Raw genomic sequence first — 18,280 nt, 5'->3', positions numbered from 1 at the left:
CTTTCGTTAGAAATGCCCCTTCCGCGCCGGGGGCACAAAAAATAAGACTGCCGCGCGGAGGCAGAAAAAACACGACGAAGCCCGCCGGCCAGCCGGCGGGCATTTCGTACATGATAGTTTACTGGAATATAGTATATCATTATTTCAAAAAAATACAAGGGGCGGTCAGCCCAGCCGGGCCACCACTGCCGCCACCGTCTGCTCCAGGGTGTTTCCCCCCGTCACATCCACCGTCAGGTCGGCGTATTTGCGGTACAGAGGCTCCCGGGCGGCGTACACGTCGGCCAGGGTCTGGCCGGGGGACATGGCAATGCCCCGGGTGGTGATGTTGCGGATGCGCCGCTCCAGCTCCTCCAGAGGCACATGGAGATACACCACCAGCCCCAGCTCCTTGAGGTGGCGGGCGGCCTCCTCCCGGCAGATGGCGCTGCCGCCGGGTGCAATGACAGTGCGGGTGCAGTCCAGATCCCGGATCACGGCCTCCTCCACATCCAGGAAGGCCTCCACGCCCCGCTGGTCCAGGATGTCCTGGAGCAGGGCGCCCTCCCGCTGCTGGATGAGCAGATCGGCATCCACAAAGCGATAGCCCAGGGTCTTGGCCAGCAGCACCCCCACGGTGCTCTTGCCCGAGCCGGGCATTCCGATCAAGGTAACGTTTTGATACTCCACAGCGGGGTCATCCTTTCCCAATGTCATGATCTTTGCCAGTATATCAAATCTTTTGCCCGGTTGCAAGGAAAATAACCTCTTTTTCTGAACCTGGCGGTTTCCTATTTCCCCTCAAAAAAAGTGCTTGCAAAAATCGAACGTATGTTGTATACTGGGCACGAACAAAAGTTCTAATCCTGCGTCGGGAACTTTTTGCCGCTCTGCGCCGTCAGAAAAGTACAAGGGTCCTTACAAAGTACGTTTTATAGGACACCTTATCCCGTATACTGGGATCAAACGCCGGAACAACAGGAGGGAAACGGTATGGAGACCATTTATCTGAATCTGGACGCCAGACGGATTACAGGATACGCAAACGAGTCGGACCAAAAGGCCTGCGTGGGTCAGGAGACGGTGTGCTATACCGTGCTGCCCCGGCGGAAGCCCGCCCGGCCGGAGGGAAAGGTGCTGGACTTTGAGGCCTGCCGCCGGGCCCTGGAAGGGGATTCTGCGGCAGAAGAGATCCCGGAGGAGATTCCCGCGCCGGAGGAGGAGGCCCGGCCCCGCCGCCGGCTGGACCTGGCCCTGGCCGCCGATCTCATCGCGTCGGCGGGGATGCTCACCGCCGTGGCGGCGGTGGCGGTCCGGTTCTTCCTGGGGTAATCAAAAACAGAACGCAGGACACCCAAAGGATGTCCTGCGTTTTTGTTGTGGTTATGGAATCCACAAAACCGGCCCTTCGGGTCGGCGGCGCTTTTGCGCCGTTCGAGCGTTTTGGCCTTTGGGCCAAAACCTCGGCGCAGGCGGAATTTATTTCCGCCGAGCATTTCAAATTCTCACGGAATCCAGAAAAAGAAAGAGACAGGACATATGTCCTGTCTCTTTCTTTTTCTGGAGCAGGTGACGAGGCTCGAACTCGCTACCTCCACCTTGGCAAGGTGGCGCTCTACCAGATGAGCTACACCTGCAAGCGACGGATGTTATTATAGCAATCCGTGCCGCCAATGTCAAGGGAATTTTTCGATTTTTTTATTTTTTCTTTTCAGGCCTCCTGGTCTGTCCACTGATAGCCCATTTCAGCCATTTGGGCCGCCGTCCAGGTCTTGCCGGTGCTGCGGCTTAGATCCACCCACACAGTCTGTCCGTTGCGGTCCACCTGGTTGAAGAAGTGGGGCTGACCCTGCAGGGTACCCTCTATGATCTGACCCTTCAGCCCCAGGCCGTCGCACAGCAGCTGGAAGGCCAGGGCCAATCCCTCTTCGTTGGCTCCCTGCCCCACCAGAGCGTCCCAGGCGGTAGCGCCGCCGGTCTTCAGGTCTACCTGAACCACATTGGGCAGCGTCCCCATCAGCAGATCCAGCCGCCGGCTGGCGATCTGGTGCTGGATGGGGGTGAGGATGGCCGCCGACTGCTCCTGGAGCTGCTGGCGCTTCCGCTGGAGGGCCGTGGGCTCCTCCGGGTAGTCCAGCAGGATCTCCACGATGCGCTGAGTGCCGGCGTCGGTTTTGGGGTAGAGCTCCACCAAGCACTCCGGCATCCCCAAAGCGGTCTCAGGGGTGTCATAGTAGGCCTGGCGCACCTGTTCCTCCACCGCGGCGGCGTCCCCGGTGAAGTAGCCCACCCGCAGGGCCAGCTCGGTCTTGAAGGCCGACAGGGCCTGGACCGCCTCCTCCCGGATGGCGCTGGTACCGGTGATGTTCACCAGATTGCTCACCTGCTCGGGGGAACGGCGGTAAGAGATGGTGATGGTGGCCTCATAGGTGGTGATGATGGTGGTATAGTCGTTCTTGATGAAGTCCACCGCATAGGCCCCCAGAGGGTCGTCCTTGGCTACCTCCAGGCAGGCCCGGTTCAGGTCGGCCTCCACGTCGCCGTTATAGTCGGTGATCTGGATAACGCCCTCTTCTACCCCCTGGGAGACAAAAAACAGTATGCCGTTGACCAGCTCGGAATAGGTGCTGGCCTTGATGGTAGACTCATTTTCCCCCAGAACAGGATGCTCGGCGTGGGGCTCCACCACCGTATAGGCCTGCCCCGACAGGGAGCACCCGCCCAGCAGCAGGGCCAGGCTCAGGGCCAGGGCCGGTATGCACTTTTTCACAGGCCCCGCCCCCTTTCTTTCCTCAAAAGCCCAGGTCCTCGTCAATCAGTACCACCTCGGTACGTCCGATGCCGTTGGATGCCTGCCACAGCACCGTCATGCCCCGGCACAGCCGCTCGGGGCTGTTGCAGTCGTAGCACTTGTCCCCCTTGACGGCGCAGGGGGTCTTACGCTGGAGACGGATGGCGTTTTTGGGGGAGGCCACGTTGCGGGCCCGCCATACCGCGCCGTCGTAATCGGGGGCCAGTTTGTTGCGGCCCACCACCAGATAGAGTTCCTCATGGCCGAACACGGTGGAGGCAATGCGGTTGCCCACCCCGTCGATGTTCACCATCTCGCCGGTCTCCGCCAGGCCGTTCACCGAGCACAGGTAGACCTGGGTGAAGGCGGCATCCTCCTTGCGGCTGCCCTCCCAGTGGGAGACCACGGTGTTGTGGGTCTTGAGCCGGTCCAGAAGGCCCATCTCCCGGACGGTCACCGAACCGCCGATGCCGATGGTCCTGCCGTCCAGCTTGCCGTCCAGATAGCCGGCGGCCTCCGCCGCCGTGGCAAAGCAGGACACGGCGTAGCCCCGCTTCTCCAGGTTGGCCTTTACCTTGGTGAAATCCGTCATGGAAACCCTTCCTTTCTCTGTGGACTGGGATCAAATGTCGTCCTTGCTGTAGGTGCGGAAGCCCTCGCCCAGTACGTCGTGGGCGTCGCACACAATGAGGAAGGCGTGGGGATCGATCTCGTTGACCTTCTCCTTCAGGGGCACGATCTCCTTCTGCTTAAAGGCCACCATCAGCACCTTCTTCTCATCGCCGGAGTAGGCCCCCTCGCCGTGGAGGATGGTGGCTCCCCGGTCCATGGCCATCACCGCGTCGGTGATCTCCTTGCAGGCATCGCTGATGATATAGGCCACCTTGGAGCTGTCCAGGCCGTAGAGCACCATGTCCATCACCTTGGTGGTAATGAACAGGGACACCAGGCCGTACAGCGCGCTCTCCACCTTGCCGAAGGCGATGGCCGCCAGCACGATAACCACAAAGTCGGGGATGAGCACCAGGGTACCCATGGGCAGCCAGGCAAATTTCAGCTTGAGCAGCCGGGCAATCAGGTCGGTGCCGCCGGTGGTGGCTCCCTTGGAGAACACCAGGCCGATGCCCAGCCCCAGCAGAGCGCCGCCGAAGATGGCGGCCAGCATGGTGTCCATGGGCGGAAACTGATAGATCATGTCCATCAGGTCGATGGCAAAGGAGCTGAAGGTCATGGCGTACAGGGAGGACACCAGCAGGTGCCCGCCGATATACTTCCACCCCAGGAAGAACAGGGGCACATTCATGATAAACACCATGGTGCCCACCGGCAGCACCGGCACCAGGGCGTTGATGACCTGGCCCAGGCCGGTGAGGCCGCCCATGGCCACCAGGTTGGGGGCGTAGAAGATGTTATAGGCCAGAGCGTACAGGATGGAGCCCAGGGTAATGACCACATAGCTTTTTACATAATAGCTCACAGTGTGTTTCAACGAATATTCCTCATTTCTCTGGCTGGATCACAGCAGGCTGATCTGTTCCTCGCCCCGGTCCTCCTCCTTGAGCAGGGCCCCCGCCACCGGCAGGGACCGTGCCCGGTACCGGGCGGCGTTGACAATGGTGGTATCCGCCAGCGGCACGGCCTTTTCCACCTTCCACTTGGGCTTGAGGGTCATGACGTTGACCCCCTGGGTGGAGCGGGTGGTCTTGGGGGTGAGGGCGGCGGTGTGGAACACCAGGCAGCGGCCCTCGGTGGAGGTGACTGCCACCTCCAAATCCTCCTTGATGTGGAGGGCGGCGGCCAGGGGGGACTTGTCGGAGTAGGCGCCGGTGAGCTTTCTCCGCTTGGTCTGAGTCTGGTAGGCAGCCACCTCTACCCGGGCTACCTTGCCGTTCTCAAAGAAGAAGAGGATATGGCCGGAGTAGTCGCTGGTCAGGCAGGCCCACACGAAGCTCTCGCCGGGGTCCATGCCCAGCTTGGTGGGCAAAAAGTCGCCCAGCACGCTGGCCTTGGCATCGTCGAACTCGCTGAGGGGGGCCTTGTAGCACTGCTGCTTGTCGGTAAACACCAGCAGCATATCCCGGTTGTTCCCCTCCCAGTACAGGTAGGGGCCGTCCCCCTCCTTGTACTTCTGCTCGCTGCTCATGCGGAGAGACTGGGGGGTGATCTTCTTGAAGTAGCCCTCCCTGGAGCAGAACACATGGACGGGATAGTCGGGGGTCTCGTCCTCCTCTTCCACGGCGCCGGCGGCCTGATAGTCGTAGACGATCTCGGTGTGCCGGGGAGAGGCGTACTTCTTCTTCACCGCCGAGAGTTCCTGGGAAATAATCTTCTTGATGCGGCCCGGGTTGTTGACGATGTCCTGGAGGTCGGCGATCTCCTCCTCCAGCCCGGCCACCTCTTCAATACGCTTGAGGATATACTCCTTGTTGATGTTGCGCAGCTTGATGTCGGCCACATATTCCGCCTGGATGTTGTCGATGCCGAAGCCGATCATCAGGTTGGGCACCACCTCGGCGTCCTCCTCGGTCTCCCGGATGATCTTGATGGCCCGGTCAATGTCCAGCAGGATCTTTTTCAGGCCTTTGAGCAGGTGGAGCTTCTCCTGCTTCTTCTTCATCACATAGTAGGTGCGGCGGCGCACTCCGTCCATCCGCCAGCCGGTCCACTCCTCCAAAATCTCTCCCACGCCCATGACCCGGGGCATCCCGGCAATGAGGATATTGAAGTTGCAGGAGCAGGCGTCCTGGAGGGTGGTGGACTTGAACAGCTTGGCCATCAGCTTGTCCGGGTCGGTGCCCCGTTTCAGGTCAATGGTGATCTTCAGGCCGTTCAGGTCGGTCTCATCCCGCATATCGGCGATCTCTTTGATCTTGCCCGCCTTGATGAGCTCGGCCACCTTGTCCATGATGGCCTCCACCGTGGTGGTGTAGGGGATCTCGTACACCTCGATGAGGTTCTCGCTCTTGAGGTAGCGCCACCTGGCCCGCACCTGGAAGGAGCCCCGGCCGGTGTCGTAGATCTGCCTCAGCGCGGCCTCGTCGTACAGCAGCTCCCCGCCGGTGGGGAAGTCGGGGGCCTTCAGGTACTCCATCAGGTTGACCTGGGGGTTTTTCAGATAGGCCGCCGTGGCGTCGCACACCTCGCCCAGATTGAAGCCGCACAGGTTGGAGGCCATGCCCACGGCGATGCCCTGGTTGGCGCTTACCAGCACGTTGGGGAAGGTGGTAGGCAGCAGGGTGGGCTCTTTCATGGAGCCGTCGTAGTTGTCCACAAAGTCCACCGTGTCCTGGTCGATGTCCCGGAAGAGCTCGGCGCAGATGGGGTCCAGCCGCACCTCGGTGTAACGGCTGGCCGCCCAGGCCATGTCCCGGGAGTACACCTTACCAAAGTTACCCTTGGAGTCCACCAGGGGGTGGAGCAGGGCCCCGTAGCCCCGGGAGAGGCGCACCATGGTGTCGTAGATGGCGGCGTCGCCGTGGGGGTTGAGTTTCATGGTCTGGCCCACCACGTTGGCGCTCTTGGTGCGGTTGCCGCCCAGCAGGTGCATCTGGTACATGGTGTACAGCAGCTTCCGGTGGGAGGGCTTGAACCCGTCGATCTCCGGGATGGCCCGGGAGACGATAACGCTCATGGCGTAGGGCATATAGTTGAGCTCCAGCGTCTCGGTGATGGGCTGCTCCAGCACCTCGGGCCGCAGGCCCATGACGTTGGGGTTGTTGACCTTCTTCGCCCCCTCCTGGGGGTCCTTTTTCTTTGCCAAATCGAATCATTCCTTTGTCAGTACAGACTGGCCGCTTTCAGTGGTTAGAATTATATCATTCCTTTGAAAAAAACGCAATTCATCGCCGTAAAGCGCCAAAACAAAGACCGGCGGCCCGCGCAACGCGCAGGCCGCCGGAAGGGTTTACTCCATGACAGGAATGGTGACGTAGGTGCCGGTGCAGTCCACCGTAAAGTTGGTGACGGTCTCGGGCCAGTAGGTAACCTCCGGGTCCACGGAGTAGAGCACCAGGGCCAGCTGGTGGCCGGCCTCCACGGTGTAGTCCATGGGCTGGAGCTCCAGCTGGAAGGTGTAGAACTCGCCGGGAGTGACGGTGTCCACATTGTAGATGGAAGTGCGGTTCTGGATGTCCATCCAGCCACGGGTGATGATCTTGTGGTCGGTCTGGGTCAGGGCAAACTGCTGCAGGTCCTTGGCCGTCAGGCCGCCGCCCTGCCACACCGCGCCGCTCTCCAGGGTCTCGGTGGCCACAGCCTCACTGTACTGCTCCAGCATGACGGCCTTCATGCCGCCCTCGGGGGCCAGATCCACCAGCATGGCGCTGAGGATACCGGTGGGCTGGTCGGCGCTGGCCTTGATGGTGACGGTGGGAGTACCGTTGATGTGCAGGTCCTCCTCCACATCGAAGGTGAGCACCTTGCTGGCGCTGGTGCTGCCGGAGATCACATCGTTCTCCCAGGCGTAGGCCATGTCGGTGCAGTACTCGATCCAGCCCTCGTCCACGTCAGCCAGAGAGGTGTCGAAGCTGGTGGCGGACAGGTCGCTGGAGAAGGCCGCCTGGCCCTCCCCGGCGTCAAAGCGCACGGTGGTGTCGCTGCCCCAGCTGTCATAGCTGGCCCAGCTCAGGTCGGTGTTGCTCTGGATGCGGACGTTGGCCTCGTCCTCGGCGCCGTTGTCCACCCCGTACAGGTAGTGGGCGTACCAGCGGCCCAGGATGCCGTTCAGGTCCAGACCGTCGATCTGGTCGGGAGTCATGTGGGCGCCCTGGTGGAGGACCAGCTTGGCCTCCTGACCGGCGGACTGGAAGGCGTCATACATCAGGTTAAACTGCTTGGGCCGCACGTTGAAGTCGTTGAGGCCGTGGATGATGAGGGCGGAACAGTTCAGGTTCTCCGCGCCGTTGGTGTAGTTGCGCTCGTCCCAGAAGAAGTTGTAGTCGCCGGAGAGGGCGTCCTGCTCCTCCACCATACCGCTGAGGTAGCGCTCATAGTCCAGCTGGATGGTGGAGTAGTCCGCCGGTTCCAGCTGGCGGGACATACAGTAGTCGGCCAGGATGTTGCAGTCGTCGCCGGGGTAGTACAGGCCGCCCGCCGCGGTGCCCTGGGAGCGGTAGTAGTCGTACCAGCTGGCGATGCCCGCCCGGGGCACGATGGTCTTGAGGCCCTCCACACCGGTGGAGGCCACGGCGAAGGCGGTGGAACCGGCATAGGACTGGCCGGTCATAGCCACATTGCCGTTGGACCAGTCGGCCTTTACCTCAATGCCGGAGGTCTTGTCGGTGTAGGCCTTCACGCTCTCGTCCCCGGCCAGCCACTGCACCACCGCGGCAAAGGCGGCGGTCTCATCAGCGCTGGCGCAGGTCTCAAAGCCGTCGGAGCCCAGGGTGCCCGGTCCGGCGCAGGACACATAGGCGTAGCCCCGCACCAGCCAGTAGTCATAGGAATCCACGTTTTCGGTGGTGGTCCACACATCGCCGCCGTCTCCGGCCTTGCCGGTGCCGGTCACGGTCTGCCGGGTCAGTTTGGCGTCCTCGGTCTCAGCGGCAGTCCAGTCCCAGTCCTCCTTGGTCGTGGTGGTGGACTGCTGGGCCTGGGTGAGCTGGGCGTCCACGATGTGGGCGTTCCAGGTGTCCAGGTCATAGGCGTCGGTGCAGCCGGCGGAGTAGGGCCGGGCCTCAAAAATGGTGGCGGCCTTCATGCCCTCGTCGGTGGCGGCGGGGCGCTGGATCAGCACCTTGACCAGGTCCGCCTTGCCGTCGCTGTCGGTGTCCACGGGGGTCTCCACATACACCACTTCCCGGATGATGGTGTCATAGGGGAAGATGGGCTGGGCCTCGCCGTTGACGAACAGGGGCGCGGGGGTCTCGGCCTGGATGGTCTCCCGGTACTGAGCGGCAAGCTCCGCCATCTCCTTCAGGGAGCTTTCGGTCAGTACGTCCCCTCCGGCCAGAGTCAGGCTGTCGGCCAGGGCGCTGTAATCGTTGGGCCAGGCGCCGATCTGTTTGTCGCTCAGGCCCGCCCAGCGCATCAGGGCGGTGGCCGCCTCCAGCGGGGTGGCGGTACGCTGGGGCTGGAAGGCTCCGCCGCCGCTGCCCTGCATCAGGCCCTTGTCCTGGAGCAGATTGGCGGCGCCCTGACAGGCCGCGTCATCCGCCACGTCGGTGTAGACGCTGGGCTGGGCCTCGTAGGTCTCCAGCTCCTGGGTGTAGCCGCACAGCTCCACCAGCTGCTGGGCCAACTCCCCCCGGGTCAACCCCTGGTCAGCGGCAAAAGCGGGGGTGAGCAGGCTCCCGCAGAGCGCCAGGGTAAGACCACAAGAAAGCAATTTCCTCAAGATGATCCCTCCTGATCCAGATTTGTATTCTCCTGAATACGATGCGGATAAATTATAGCAAACAGCGGTTATTTTTGCAAGAATATACAGGCCAGGATCTGAAAAAGATCCCGGCCTGTATCCGTTACGAAATATCCGCCAGTTCCAGATATTTATATCCATTTTCTGCAATGTGGTCTTTCCGCCCCTGGAGGTTGTCCCCCAGCAGCAGGTCAAAGACCCGGGCGGTGTTTTCCACATCCTCGGGCATGACCTTGATAAGCCGCCGTGTCTCGGGATTCATGGTGGTGAGCCACATCATGTCGGGTTCGTTCTCGCCCAGACCTTTGGAGCGGTTGATGGAGCACTTCTTGCCCGCCAGCTCGCCGTTTACGATGTCGTTCTTCTCGGTGTCGGAGTAGGCGAACCAGGTCTTTTCCTTATAATTGATCTCATACAGGGGGGACTCGGCGATATACACATAGCCCCGCTGGATGAGGGTGGGGGTAAGGCGGTAGAGCATGGTCAAGATCAGGGTGCGGATCTGGAAGCCGTCCACGTCGGCATCGGTACAGATGACGATCTTGTTCCACCGCAGGTTCATGAGGTCGAAGGCGGCCAGATCCTTGGCGTGCTTGTCGTGAACCTCCACGCCGCAGCCCAGCACCTTCAGCAGGTCGGTGATGATCTCGCTCTTGAAGATCTTGGCGTAGTCGGCCTTGAGGCAGTTCAAAATCTTGCCCCGGACGGGCATGATGCCCTGGAACTCGGCGTCCCGGCTCAGCTTGACGCTGCCCAGAGCGGAATCGCCCTCCACGATATACAGCTCCCGGCGGGTGGTATCCTTGGTGCGGCAGTCCACAAACTTCTGCACCCGGTTGGAGATATCCACATTGCCGGACAGCTTCTTCTTGATGTTCAGCCGGGTGCGCTCGGCGTTCTCACGGGAGCGCTTGTTGATGAGCACCTGCTCGCCGATCTTGGCGGCGTCAAAGGGGTTCTCGATGAAGTAGACCTCCAGCTGGGAGCGGAGGAACTCGGTCATGGCCTCCTGGACAAACTTGTTGGTGATGGCCTTCTTGGTCTGGTTCTCGTAGGAGGTCTGGGTGGAGAAGTTGTTGCTCACCAGCACCAGGCAGTCCTCCACGTCGGCCCAGGTCAGCTTGCTCTCGTTCTTCTGGTACTTGCCCTGGGATTTCAGCCAGGCGTCGATGCCGTTGACAAAAGCGGACTTCACCGCCTTCTCCGGGGAGCCGCCGTGCTCCAGCCAGGAGGAGTTGTGGTAGTGCTCGATGACCTGCACCGTGTTGGAGAAGCAGAAGGACACGGAGAGCTTCACCTTGTACTCGTCCTTGTCCGCCCGGTCACGGCCCCGGCGCTCGGTCTGCCAGAACACCGGCTGGGTCAGGGGGTTGTCCCCCGCCAGCTCCTTCACATAGTCCTCGATGCCGTTTTCATACTTGAAGTCGGTGGTCTCGAACTTGCCCCCCACCTGATTGCGGAACCGGAAGGTAATACCGGCGTTGACCACCGCCTGCCGCTTCAGCACGTCCAGGTAGTACTCCACCGGAATGTCGATGTCGGTGAACACGTCCAGGTCGGGCAGCCAGCGGAATTTGGAGCCGGTCTTTTTGCCGGAGTAGGGCTCCTTCTTCAGGCCGCCGATGTTTTCACCCTTCTCAAAATGGAGGGTATACTCGAAGCCATCCCGGTGGATCACCGCGTCAAAGTAGCGGCTGGCATACTGGGTGGCGCAGGAGCCCAGGCCGTTGAGGCCCAGGGAGTACTCGTAGTTGTCGCCGGAGTTGTTGTTGTACTTGCCGCCGGCGTACAGCTCGCAGAATACCAGCTCCCAGTTAAACTTCTGCTCCTTCTCGTTCCAGTCCACCGGGCAGCCCCGACCGAAGTCCTCCACCTCGATGGACTTGTCCTCATACCGGGTGACGGTGATGAGATTACCGTGGCCCTCCCGGGCCTCGTCGATGGCGTTGGACAGGATCTCGAACACCGCGTGCTCGCAGCCCTCCAGCCCGTCGGAGCCGAAGATAACCGCCGGGCGCTTCCGTACCCGGTCCGCCCCCTTCAGGGAGGAAATGGAGTCATTGCCGTAACTTTTTGGGGAAGAACTTCTTGCCATGGGCCTCTCCTCATATCGTAAAACTGCCGGCCCTCAGAGCCGGCGCAAAAGATGCGTATATATTATTATATTACCCTATTCCCGCCTAAAGTGTCAAGAAAGGCCGGACCACGGCAATCCGTGGTCCGGCCCTGTTGCTCACGCAGCCAGGTCCTCCAGTTCGGCCAGCGCCTCCCCCTGGGAGTCGGCGGAAAACCGGAAGCGTCCGGCGGCGTCGTATACCTCAATGTGTCCGTTTACATAGCGAAGTTCAAATTCCATGGTTCAGCGCTCCTTTCCTGTATCGTTGGGTACAGGATACCAGAGCAGCTGTCCAATAAAACGGACTATTCTTGCAAGTCAGCCTTAAATTGTTCCCACGCCTCCGGGTTTCGAACATAATAAAGGGGACATTCCTTGCCGGTGACATCGTAGTGCCGGATGACCTGGTCGGTGTCCAGGCGGTACTCGTCCATAAGCCAGCGGACCAGCTTGATAAGGGAGTCGTAGGTGGCCTGAGTGAAGGCCCCGGTGTCGTCGGGGTGGCAGCACTCAATGGAGATGGTGTCCACATTCCGGGGGCCGGTACAGTAGGCGATCTCGTCCAGGGGGACGTTGCAGATGATCTCCCCGTCCAGGCCGATGAGGAAATGGCTGGAGGCGTAGGTCTCTCCGGTGGTGGCCAGGTTTCGGAAGTAGCTGTTGTTCTGCTGGGCGGTGGTGCCCGGGTTGCCCACATAGTGGACCACCACGCCGTTGACCTCCTCCAGGGGCTCGCCGGGCCGGGAATAGGGATTGATGGGGAGCAGCTCCTCGGTGATCCAGTCGGGCAGATCGCCGGAGGGCTGGGGGGCGGAGAAGGCCAGCCGCCAGATCAGAAAGGCCGCTCCAATCAGCACAAGAATGATAAGGGCGGGCAGCAGAGGGGAACGGCGGCGTTTTTTCACACGGGTGGGCATGGGCTTGTCCCTCCTTTTGGGGCTAAAACGCAGAAACACAGGCCCGCCGCCTGTTGCGGGCCTGTGTTTCCAAGATCTGAAAAAGAGAGGAAAGAGAGGAGTGGTATGTCTCAACCACGGTTCTTATCCTAACCTCTCACTGTGAACCCGTTTTGAACCGGATATGAACGTTTTGTAAAGCCTGATATTGGTTATTCCGCCAGGGTGCGGGCCACGTCGGCCAGGTAGTTCTGCTCCAGATCCTCGATCTTGCCGGCGTCGCAGGCGGCGGCCACGGCGGGATCGATGGGCAGACGGGCCAGCACCTTCAGGCCCAGGCCGGCGGCCACCTGGTCGATGTGGCTCTCGCCGAAGATGGCGTGGCGCTTGCCGCAGTCGGGGCACTGGAAGTAGGAGTAGTTTTCCACCAGGCCCAGCACGGGGATGTGCATCATCTCGGCCATCTTGACGGCCTTGGTGACGATCATGCTCACCAGATCCTGGGGAGAGGTGACCACCACGATGCCGTCGATGGGCAGGGACTGGAACACGGTGAGGGGCACGTCGCCGGTTCCGGGAGGCATATCCACGAACATATAGTCCACGTCGCCCCAGATCACGTCGGTCCAGAACTGCTTGACGGTGCCGGCGATGACGGGGCCCCGCCACACCACGGGGTCAGTCTCATGCTCGGTGAGCAGGTTGAGGCTCATGATACCGATGCCGGTCTTGGTCTCGGCGGGGTAGATGCCCAGCTCGCTGCCCTCGGCCCGGGTGTGGATGCCGAAGGCGGCGGGGATGGACGGGCCGGTGATGTCGGCGTCCAGCACGGCCACCTTCTTGCCCATGCGGCGCATAGCCACCGCCAGGGAGGAGGTCACCAGGCTCTTGCCCACGCCGCCCTTGCCGCTGACCACGGCAATGACCTTGCCGATGTGGGACAGGCCGTTGGCAGGGACGTGGAGATCCTGAGGGGCAGTGCGCTCGCCGCAGCTCTCGCCGCAGGAGGAACAGTTGTGGGTACATTCAGACATGGTATTTTTCCTTCTTTCCTATGTTGTTACCAGAGATTTCAGTAAAAATAAGTCCGCAGGCGAATTCATTTCGCCGCAGGACACCGCTGCTTGCTCCGCCACCGGCGGGCAACCACCCGCGTGGGCGCGGGTGAGGGGGGTATCAGCCCCGCTGTGCCGCCTGCGGCGCGGCGGGGCTGTATCCAGGGGGGACTGGTCCCCCCTGGACATGATCAGTAACTGTATGTTCCGCCGCCGATAAACTCCCGGATCAGGGACTCGGGAGGCACCAGGGCCGGGTCCACCGGCTCAAAATACCCGAAGGCGTCCACCAGATCGTGGAACTCATGACAGCGGGGGTTGTCGGCGGGGATCTGTGCCACCGCTTCTCTCAAAGCGTGAGCGTAGTTGGCAAACACCGGCACCTCGTAGGGCAGGGAGGAGTCGATGATGATATTGGCCCGGTTCTTAAAGGGGGAGATGTACGTCTTCTCGCCCCGGCGCACATTATACCACATCAAAAGGGTTTCCAAAAGGTCTGTGCCCCGGAAATTATAGTCACGGACCGCCCGGCGGGAAATGCGCATCCAGGTGCCCTTGAACCGCAGTTCCTCCCCCTCCAGCACGTTGGAGCGGGCGGAGATGTACAGGCCGGTGGCCTCGGGGTGGCGGCCGAAGATGTCGTCGTTGAGGGCGTGGATGCCCTCGAAGATGGCGATCTCATTTTTGTCCAGCTTCAAAAAGGTGCCCCGGCTGTCGTTGCGCATCTGCCGGGCAAATTCATACTTGGGTACCACCACCCACTCGCCCCGGGACAGCCGGGAGAAGGTCTCGTCCAGCAGGTCCAGGTCCAGCAGCACCGGGGACTCGTAGTCGATGTCCCCCTCGGGGGTGCGGGGTGCGGTCTTGCGGTTGAGGGTTTTATAGTAGTTGTCCATGGAGATGGTGTGGGTGTTCACGCCCCGGCGCTCCAGCTCCTGCTCCAGCTTGAGGGCAGTGGTGGTCTTGCCCGAGCCGGAGGGGCCGGACAGCAGCACGATGGGGCTCTCCTTCATCCGCTCCAGAATGCGGTCCACCGCCGACGCAATGCGGCTTTGATAGGCGGCGTCGCAGGCCTCCAGAAATCCCTTGGGGTCGGTGCGGATGCTCTCGTTGATCTCTTGCAGCTGATAGGGCATAACGGACCTCCTTACAGGGCGCCGTGAAAGCGGGCCACCCGCTCCTTTCCGGCGCAGACGGCGTCGATCTTCTCGATATACTCCTTGGGATACTTGGGGTTGGCCACACGCTCGATGTAGCCGGTGGCCGGGTTGACCAGCTTGGTCACCCCGCCGCCTCCCAGGGAGACGATGGTGTGCAGCTCCTCCATCATGCAGATGTTATAGAGGCTCTCGGTGCCCGGCAGGCACCAGCCCACGTTTTCAAAGGAGCCGGACATATACTTCTGGCGGTAGAGGTAGTAGGGGATCTGCCCCGCCGTACGCAGGGCGGACCAGGCGTACTCCAGCATGGCGGCCACCTCTTCATCGGCGGGCACGCCGCTCCCCTCCTCCATCAGCCGGGAACCCTTCTTCATGGCCAGGGTGTGGACGGTGATATTCTCCGGCGCCATAGCCAGCACCTGATCCAGGGAGGACCGGAAGCCGTCCACGCTGTCGGCGGGCAGACCGGCGATGAGATCCATGTTGACGCAGGGGATGCCGCTGTCCCGGGCCATGGCGTAGGCCCTGCGGATGTCCTCGGCCCGATGGGCCCGGCCCATGGCGGCCAGCACATGGTCCTGCATGGTCTGGGGATTCACCGACACCCGGCCGCAGCCCCGGCGGAAGAGGACCTCCAGCTTTTCCCGGGTAATGGTGTCGGGCCGTCCCGCCTCCACCGTGTACTCGGTGCAGCAGGACAGGTCAATGGAATCGGCGATCTCCCCCATGAGCCGGTCCAGCTGAGGGGCGGACAGGGTGGTGGGGGTGCCGCCGCCGAAGTAGACCGAGCGCACCTTCAACCCCGCCCCCGCCAGCATTTCACCGGTGGCCTTGATTTCCCGGGAAAGGCAGTCCAGGAAGGGGTCGATGAGCTTGAGGGCACGGCCCACGTCGGCGGACACAAAGGAGCAGTAGGCGCACCGGGTGGGGCAGAAGGGAATGCCCACATAGAGGGACACCTCCTCGGGCCGCAGGCTCCGCTGGGCGTCCAGGCTGGCTCGGGCGCAGTCCATGGCCAGCTGCCGCCGCAGGGGAGATACCCGGTAGGTATCTTTGAGTACCTTCTCCGCCTGGACGGGGGTGGCTCCGGCCAGCATGGCCTTGGTGGGGATCTTCACCGGCCGCACGCCGGTCAGCGCCCCCCAGGGAGGCTCGCTCCCACGGGCGGCCACCCCGGCGTCGTAGAAGGCCAGCTTCAAGATCCGCTGGAGGGCCCGGCTGGTGGAGAGGTCGTCGGCGAGCTCTTCCAGTTTACACCGGTGGCTTGCCCCATATGACTGACCGTGGTAAGTCAGCCTGGCGGTGGCGGTGGCCCACAGCTCCCCCCGGCTCAGGGAGAGCACCAGATGGTCCTCCCCGGCAGCGGGGGGCTGGTCGTCGTATTCCGGCCGCTGGTCAGGAAAAAGCGTCAATAACATTTGCTCGGCGGCATATTTGTAGTCGTGGCCGCGGAGGTAGAGTTTCATAGCGGAATGATCCTTTCCGGGGAAATCAGATTACCCCATGGCCTCCTGCATATAGTAGTTGCTCTTCCGCTCGGCCTCCAGGGTGGACATACCCATGTGGCCGGGGAGGACGTGGAAGTCCCCGGGCAGCCGGGCCAGCCGGGCCAGGGAGGCCATGATCTCCCCATAGCTGCCGCCGGGCAGGTCGGTGCGGCCCATGGAGCCCTGGAACAGGGTGTCGCCGGTAAAGAGGGCGTCCCCCGCCATCAGGCACACCCCGCCGGGGGTGTGGCCGGGGGTGTGGATCACCTGCACGTCGATGCCTCCCACCTTCACCAGGTCGCCGTCGTCATAGGGCTTGGGGTCGGTGCCCAGCGGGGGGAACACCGGGCTGCCCAGCCGGGCGATGTCGGCAGGGTGGAGGTACACCGGGATGTTGGGCAAGGCCTTGAGCAGCCCGGCCACGCCGGTGGTGTGGTCATAGTGGGCGTGGGTCAGCAGGATGGACTGGATCTCCACCCCATCCTCCCTGGCCTGGGCCAGGATGCGGCCGGCCTCGTCGCCGGGGTCCACCACGGCGGCGGTGTGGGTGTCCTCGTCCTCCAGCAGATAGCAGTTGGTGCCGATGGGCCCCACCTGTAAAACACGCATTTTCATGGGTTGTCTGCCCCCTTCTTTACATGGTATCGGTGTCCAGCAGAATGGTCACAGGACCGTCATTCTGAGAATAAACCTGCATATCGGCGCCGAATCCCCCACAGGGCCACGGCCCTGCGGGGACCCCGCATCTTTTGATCTGCTCGGGCGGAGTGAATCCGCCCGGCATCGAGGTTTTGCCTTTGGCAAAACGCTCGGACGCGCAAAGCGCGGGGGCGAATTCGGCGTTACATCTGGTCGGTGTCCAGCAGAATGGTCACAGGACCGTCGTTCTGACTATAAACCTGCATATCGGCGCCGAATTCGCCGTGCTGGACCTCAAAGCCCCGGCCGGCGCACTCGGCCATGAACTTCTCATACAGGGGGATGGCGATGTCCGGCTTGGCGGCCCCGGAGAAGCCGGGGCGGCGGGACTTGGTGTCGGCATAGAGGGTGAACTGGCTCACCACCAGCAGGGAGCCCCCCACTGCCTCCAGATTCAGGTTCATCTTCTCGTTCTCGTCCTCAAAGATACGCAGGCCGCACACCTTGTCGGCCATCTTGACGGCCTGGGCCTCGGTATCGCCGGGGGCCACCCCCAGCAGCACCAGGAAGCCCTGGCCGATCTCGCCGTTCACCTTGCCGCCGATGGTGACGGAGGCATTCTTCACGCGGGTCACAACTGCACGCATAGTATAAATTCCTTTCTCATTTACCGATATTCACGGACAAACCCCTTGACAAAAATGGGGTCGATATCGAACACCGCCTTGTCTCCGGCGGTACATTTCAGGTCGGTCACATCCACAATGGTCTCGATGGCGCCGATGCCCCCGATGACCCTGGCCTTCTGGCCGTTGACCCGGACGGTGATCTGCCGCTGGGTGAGCCAGCGGCGGATGGCATCCAGCAGGCCTCCCGCCCAGGGGCGGCCCATGCCGAAGCCGTTCTGATAACCCACGGGCAGCACCGCCACCCGGGTGTTTTTCTTCAGGGGCGCGGGGGTGTTGCCCCCCACAATGTGGCCCTTGGGCACCCAGCGGGTCTCCTCCACCTTGACCTCGCCGTAGCCCACCCGGCGCAGGCCGTCTCCTCTGGCCCGGCGGCACCGGCCCATAAGGACCGTACCCGCCCGGACGCCCCCCAGCCGGGCGGCAGGATGGTGCATCAGCACATAGGACCCGGCGGCGTGGACGGTGCCCGTCTCAAACCCGGCGGCGTGGATGGCCTCCACCGTTTTGGTGAACTCCTCCACCTGGGCCGCCAGGGCCTTGCCCTTGCGGCTCTTGGTATACAGCTGGGTACACACCCCGGACACGGCAATGCTGGACAGGTCCCGGAAGGTAGACAGGATCTTCTCCGGCTCGCTGGAGAGAAAGCCCCCGAAGCCCATGCCGGTGTCAATCTGGATGTGGGCCTCGGCAACGGTGGAGCGGGCCTCCGCCACCCCGTTGAGGGCCATGCCGCTGTCGTGGGAGCCCACGGTGCAGATCACGTTGAGATCCAGCAGCTGCTCCAGCTCCTCCCGGTCGGTGGTACAGCGGAGCATGAGAATCTCCTCCTCCACAAAGCCCGCCTTCCGCAGGGCGGCGGCCTCCGCCACCTCGGACACGGCGAAGCGGCCGATGCCCTCGGCCCGGAGGGCCTTTGCCAGCTCCACCAGACCGGCTCCCTGGCCGTCTCCGGTGACCACGCCGTAGATCACGGCGCCCCCCGCCCGCTCCTTGACCACGGAGATATTATTCTTCAGTGCATCCCGCTCGATGACCAGGGTTTTCATGGCTCCGCCGCCTTTCCGTGGATAGTCCTTTCCATTATATACTCCCTGCCGATTTGAGTCAATGAAA

At 62.2% G+C, this 18,280-nt stretch carries 17 protein-coding genes and 1 tRNA gene; 1 reads left to right on the top strand and 17 read right to left on the bottom strand.

Features of this window, described 5'->3' with window-relative positions:
- Positions 1-165: 165 nt before the first annotated feature.
- Positions 166-639, bottom strand: a complete 474-nt coding sequence (locus B5E56_RS12030) for a shikimate kinase (RefSeq protein ID WP_242958965.1) — start codon at positions 637-639, stop codon at positions 166-168.
- Positions 640-972: 333 nt separating this feature from the next.
- Between B5E56_RS12030 and B5E56_RS14635 the strand changes: the two genes are divergently transcribed.
- Positions 973-1,311: a hypothetical protein gene (locus tag B5E56_RS14635; RefSeq protein ID WP_087390458.1), complete on the top strand. Its 339-nt coding sequence runs from the start codon at positions 973-975 to the stop codon at positions 1,309-1,311.
- A gap of 229 nt (positions 1,312-1,540) precedes the next feature.
- Here the strand turns inward: B5E56_RS14635 and B5E56_RS12020 are convergent.
- From B5E56_RS12020 to B5E56_RS11955, 16 genes are all read right to left on the bottom strand, one after another.
- Positions 1,541-1,616, bottom strand: a tRNA-Gly gene (locus B5E56_RS12020).
- Between the two features lie 74 nt (positions 1,617-1,690).
- On the bottom strand, positions 1,691-2,749 hold the full coding sequence (locus tag B5E56_RS12015; protein ID WP_242958961.1) for a hypothetical protein: 1,059 nt from the start codon (positions 2,747-2,749) through the stop codon (positions 1,691-1,693).
- 22 nt (positions 2,750-2,771) lie between these two features.
- A complete protein-coding gene (locus tag B5E56_RS12010) occupies positions 2,772-3,362 on the bottom strand; it encodes a lactate utilization protein (RefSeq protein WP_087390454.1) in 591 nt (196 codons plus the stop codon).
- 30 nt (positions 3,363-3,392) lie between these two features.
- Positions 3,393-4,259: a YitT family protein gene (locus B5E56_RS12005; protein WP_242958959.1), complete on the bottom strand. Its 867-nt coding sequence runs from the start codon at positions 4,257-4,259 to the stop codon at positions 3,393-3,395.
- Between the two features lie 27 nt (positions 4,260-4,286).
- Entirely contained in the window at positions 4,287-6,530 is a 2,244-nt protein-coding gene (locus tag B5E56_RS12000) for a DNA gyrase/topoisomerase IV subunit A (RefSeq protein WP_087390452.1), read from the bottom strand.
- Between the two features lie 144 nt (positions 6,531-6,674).
- Positions 6,675-9,104, bottom strand: a complete 2,430-nt coding sequence (locus B5E56_RS11995; RefSeq protein ID WP_158098717.1) for a Xaa-Pro dipeptidyl-peptidase — start codon at positions 9,102-9,104, stop codon at positions 6,675-6,677.
- 124 nt (positions 9,105-9,228) lie between these two features.
- A complete protein-coding gene (locus tag B5E56_RS11990; protein ID WP_087390495.1) occupies positions 9,229-11,220 on the bottom strand; it encodes a DNA gyrase/topoisomerase IV subunit B in 1,992 nt (663 codons plus the stop codon).
- A gap of 138 nt (positions 11,221-11,358) precedes the next feature.
- On the bottom strand, positions 11,359-11,481 hold the full coding sequence (locus tag B5E56_RS15010) for a hypothetical protein (protein ID WP_275532448.1): 123 nt from the start codon (positions 11,479-11,481) through the stop codon (positions 11,359-11,361).
- Positions 11,482-11,546: 65 nt separating this feature from the next.
- On the bottom strand, positions 11,547-12,158 hold the full coding sequence (locus B5E56_RS11985; protein WP_087270860.1) for a peptidoglycan recognition protein family protein: 612 nt from the start codon (positions 12,156-12,158) through the stop codon (positions 11,547-11,549).
- Between the two features lie 191 nt (positions 12,159-12,349).
- Entirely contained in the window at positions 12,350-13,171 is an 822-nt protein-coding gene (locus B5E56_RS11980; RefSeq protein WP_087390447.1) for an Mrp/NBP35 family ATP-binding protein, read from the bottom strand.
- A 212-nt stretch (positions 13,172-13,383) separates the two neighbouring features.
- Complete coding sequence (locus B5E56_RS11975; RefSeq protein WP_087390444.1) at positions 13,384-14,328, bottom strand: uridine kinase family protein; 945 nt, start codon at positions 14,326-14,328, stop codon at positions 13,384-13,386.
- An 11-nt stretch (positions 14,329-14,339) separates the two neighbouring features.
- On the bottom strand, positions 14,340-15,818 hold the full coding sequence (hemZ, locus tag B5E56_RS11970) for a coproporphyrinogen dehydrogenase HemZ (protein ID WP_087390441.1): 1,479 nt from the start codon (positions 15,816-15,818) through the stop codon (positions 14,340-14,342).
- 30 nt (positions 15,819-15,848) lie between these two features.
- The gene (locus tag B5E56_RS11965; RefSeq protein WP_087390438.1) at positions 15,849-16,454 is read right to left on the bottom strand and encodes an MBL fold metallo-hydrolase; all 606 of its coding nucleotides are present in this window, start codon (positions 16,452-16,454) and stop codon (positions 15,849-15,851) included.
- A gap of 19 nt (positions 16,455-16,473) precedes the next feature.
- A complete protein-coding gene (locus tag B5E56_RS15005) occupies positions 16,474-16,623 on the bottom strand; it encodes a D-aminoacyl-tRNA deacylase (protein ID WP_275532727.1) in 150 nt (49 codons plus the stop codon).
- Between the two features lie 58 nt (positions 16,624-16,681).
- The gene (gene dtd, locus B5E56_RS11960) at positions 16,682-17,125 is read right to left on the bottom strand and encodes a D-aminoacyl-tRNA deacylase (RefSeq protein WP_087390434.1); all 444 of its coding nucleotides are present in this window, start codon (positions 17,123-17,125) and stop codon (positions 16,682-16,684) included.
- A 20-nt stretch (positions 17,126-17,145) separates the two neighbouring features.
- Positions 17,146-18,213, bottom strand: coding sequence for an alanine racemase (locus B5E56_RS11955; protein WP_087390431.1), 1,068 nt, complete (start codon positions 18,211-18,213; stop codon positions 17,146-17,148).
- Positions 18,214-18,280: the final 67 nt, after the last annotated feature.

This window comes from Flavonifractor sp. An112 (assembly GCF_002161085.1).
Taxonomy (GTDB): domain Bacteria; phylum Bacillota; class Clostridia; order Oscillospirales; family Oscillospiraceae; genus Flavonifractor; species Flavonifractor avicola.
Note: the sequence above shows the minus strand (reverse complement) of the source record. Positions and strands in the feature narration are given on the sequence as shown.

Bases quoted from the DNA above. Each gene is read 5' to 3' on its own strand.
- B5E56_RS12030 (WP_242958965.1), bottom strand. From the start codon at position 639: ATGCCCGGCTCGGGCAAGAGCACCGTGGGGGTGCTGCTGGCCAAGACC.
- B5E56_RS14635 (WP_087390458.1), top strand. From the start codon at position 973: ATGGAGACCATTTATCTGAATCTGGACGCCAGACGGATTACAGGATAC.
- B5E56_RS12010 (WP_087390454.1), bottom strand. From the start codon at position 3,362: ATGACGGATTTCACCAAGGTAAAGGCCAACCTGGAGAAGCGGGGCTAC.
- B5E56_RS11990 (WP_087390495.1), bottom strand. From the start codon at position 11,220: ATGGCAAGAAGTTCTTCCCCAAAAAGTTACGGCAATGACTCCATTTCC.
- B5E56_RS15010 (WP_275532448.1), bottom strand. From the start codon at position 11,481: ATGGAATTTGAACTTCGCTATGTAAACGGACACATTGAGGTATACGAC.
- B5E56_RS11985 (WP_087270860.1), bottom strand. From the start codon at position 12,158: ATGCCCACCCGTGTGAAAAAACGCCGCCGTTCCCCTCTGCTGCCCGCC.
- B5E56_RS11980 (WP_087390447.1), bottom strand. From the start codon at position 13,171: ATGTCTGAATGTACCCACAACTGTTCCTCCTGCGGCGAGAGCTGCGGC.
- B5E56_RS11975 (WP_087390444.1), bottom strand. From the start codon at position 14,328: ATGCCCTATCAGCTGCAAGAGATCAACGAGAGCATCCGCACCGACCCC.
- hemZ (WP_087390441.1), bottom strand. From the start codon at position 15,818: ATGAAACTCTACCTCCGCGGCCACGACTACAAATATGCCGCCGAGCAA.
- B5E56_RS11965 (WP_087390438.1), bottom strand. From the start codon at position 16,454: ATGAAAATGCGTGTTTTACAGGTGGGGCCCATCGGCACCAACTGCTAT.
- B5E56_RS15005 (WP_275532727.1), bottom strand. From the start codon at position 16,623: ATGCCGGGCGGATTCACTCCGCCCGAGCAGATCAAAAGATGCGGGGTC.
- dtd (WP_087390434.1), bottom strand. From the start codon at position 17,125: ATGCGTGCAGTTGTGACCCGCGTGAAGAATGCCTCCGTCACCATCGGC.
- B5E56_RS11955 (WP_087390431.1), bottom strand. From the start codon at position 18,213: ATGAAAACCCTGGTCATCGAGCGGGATGCACTGAAGAATAATATCTCC.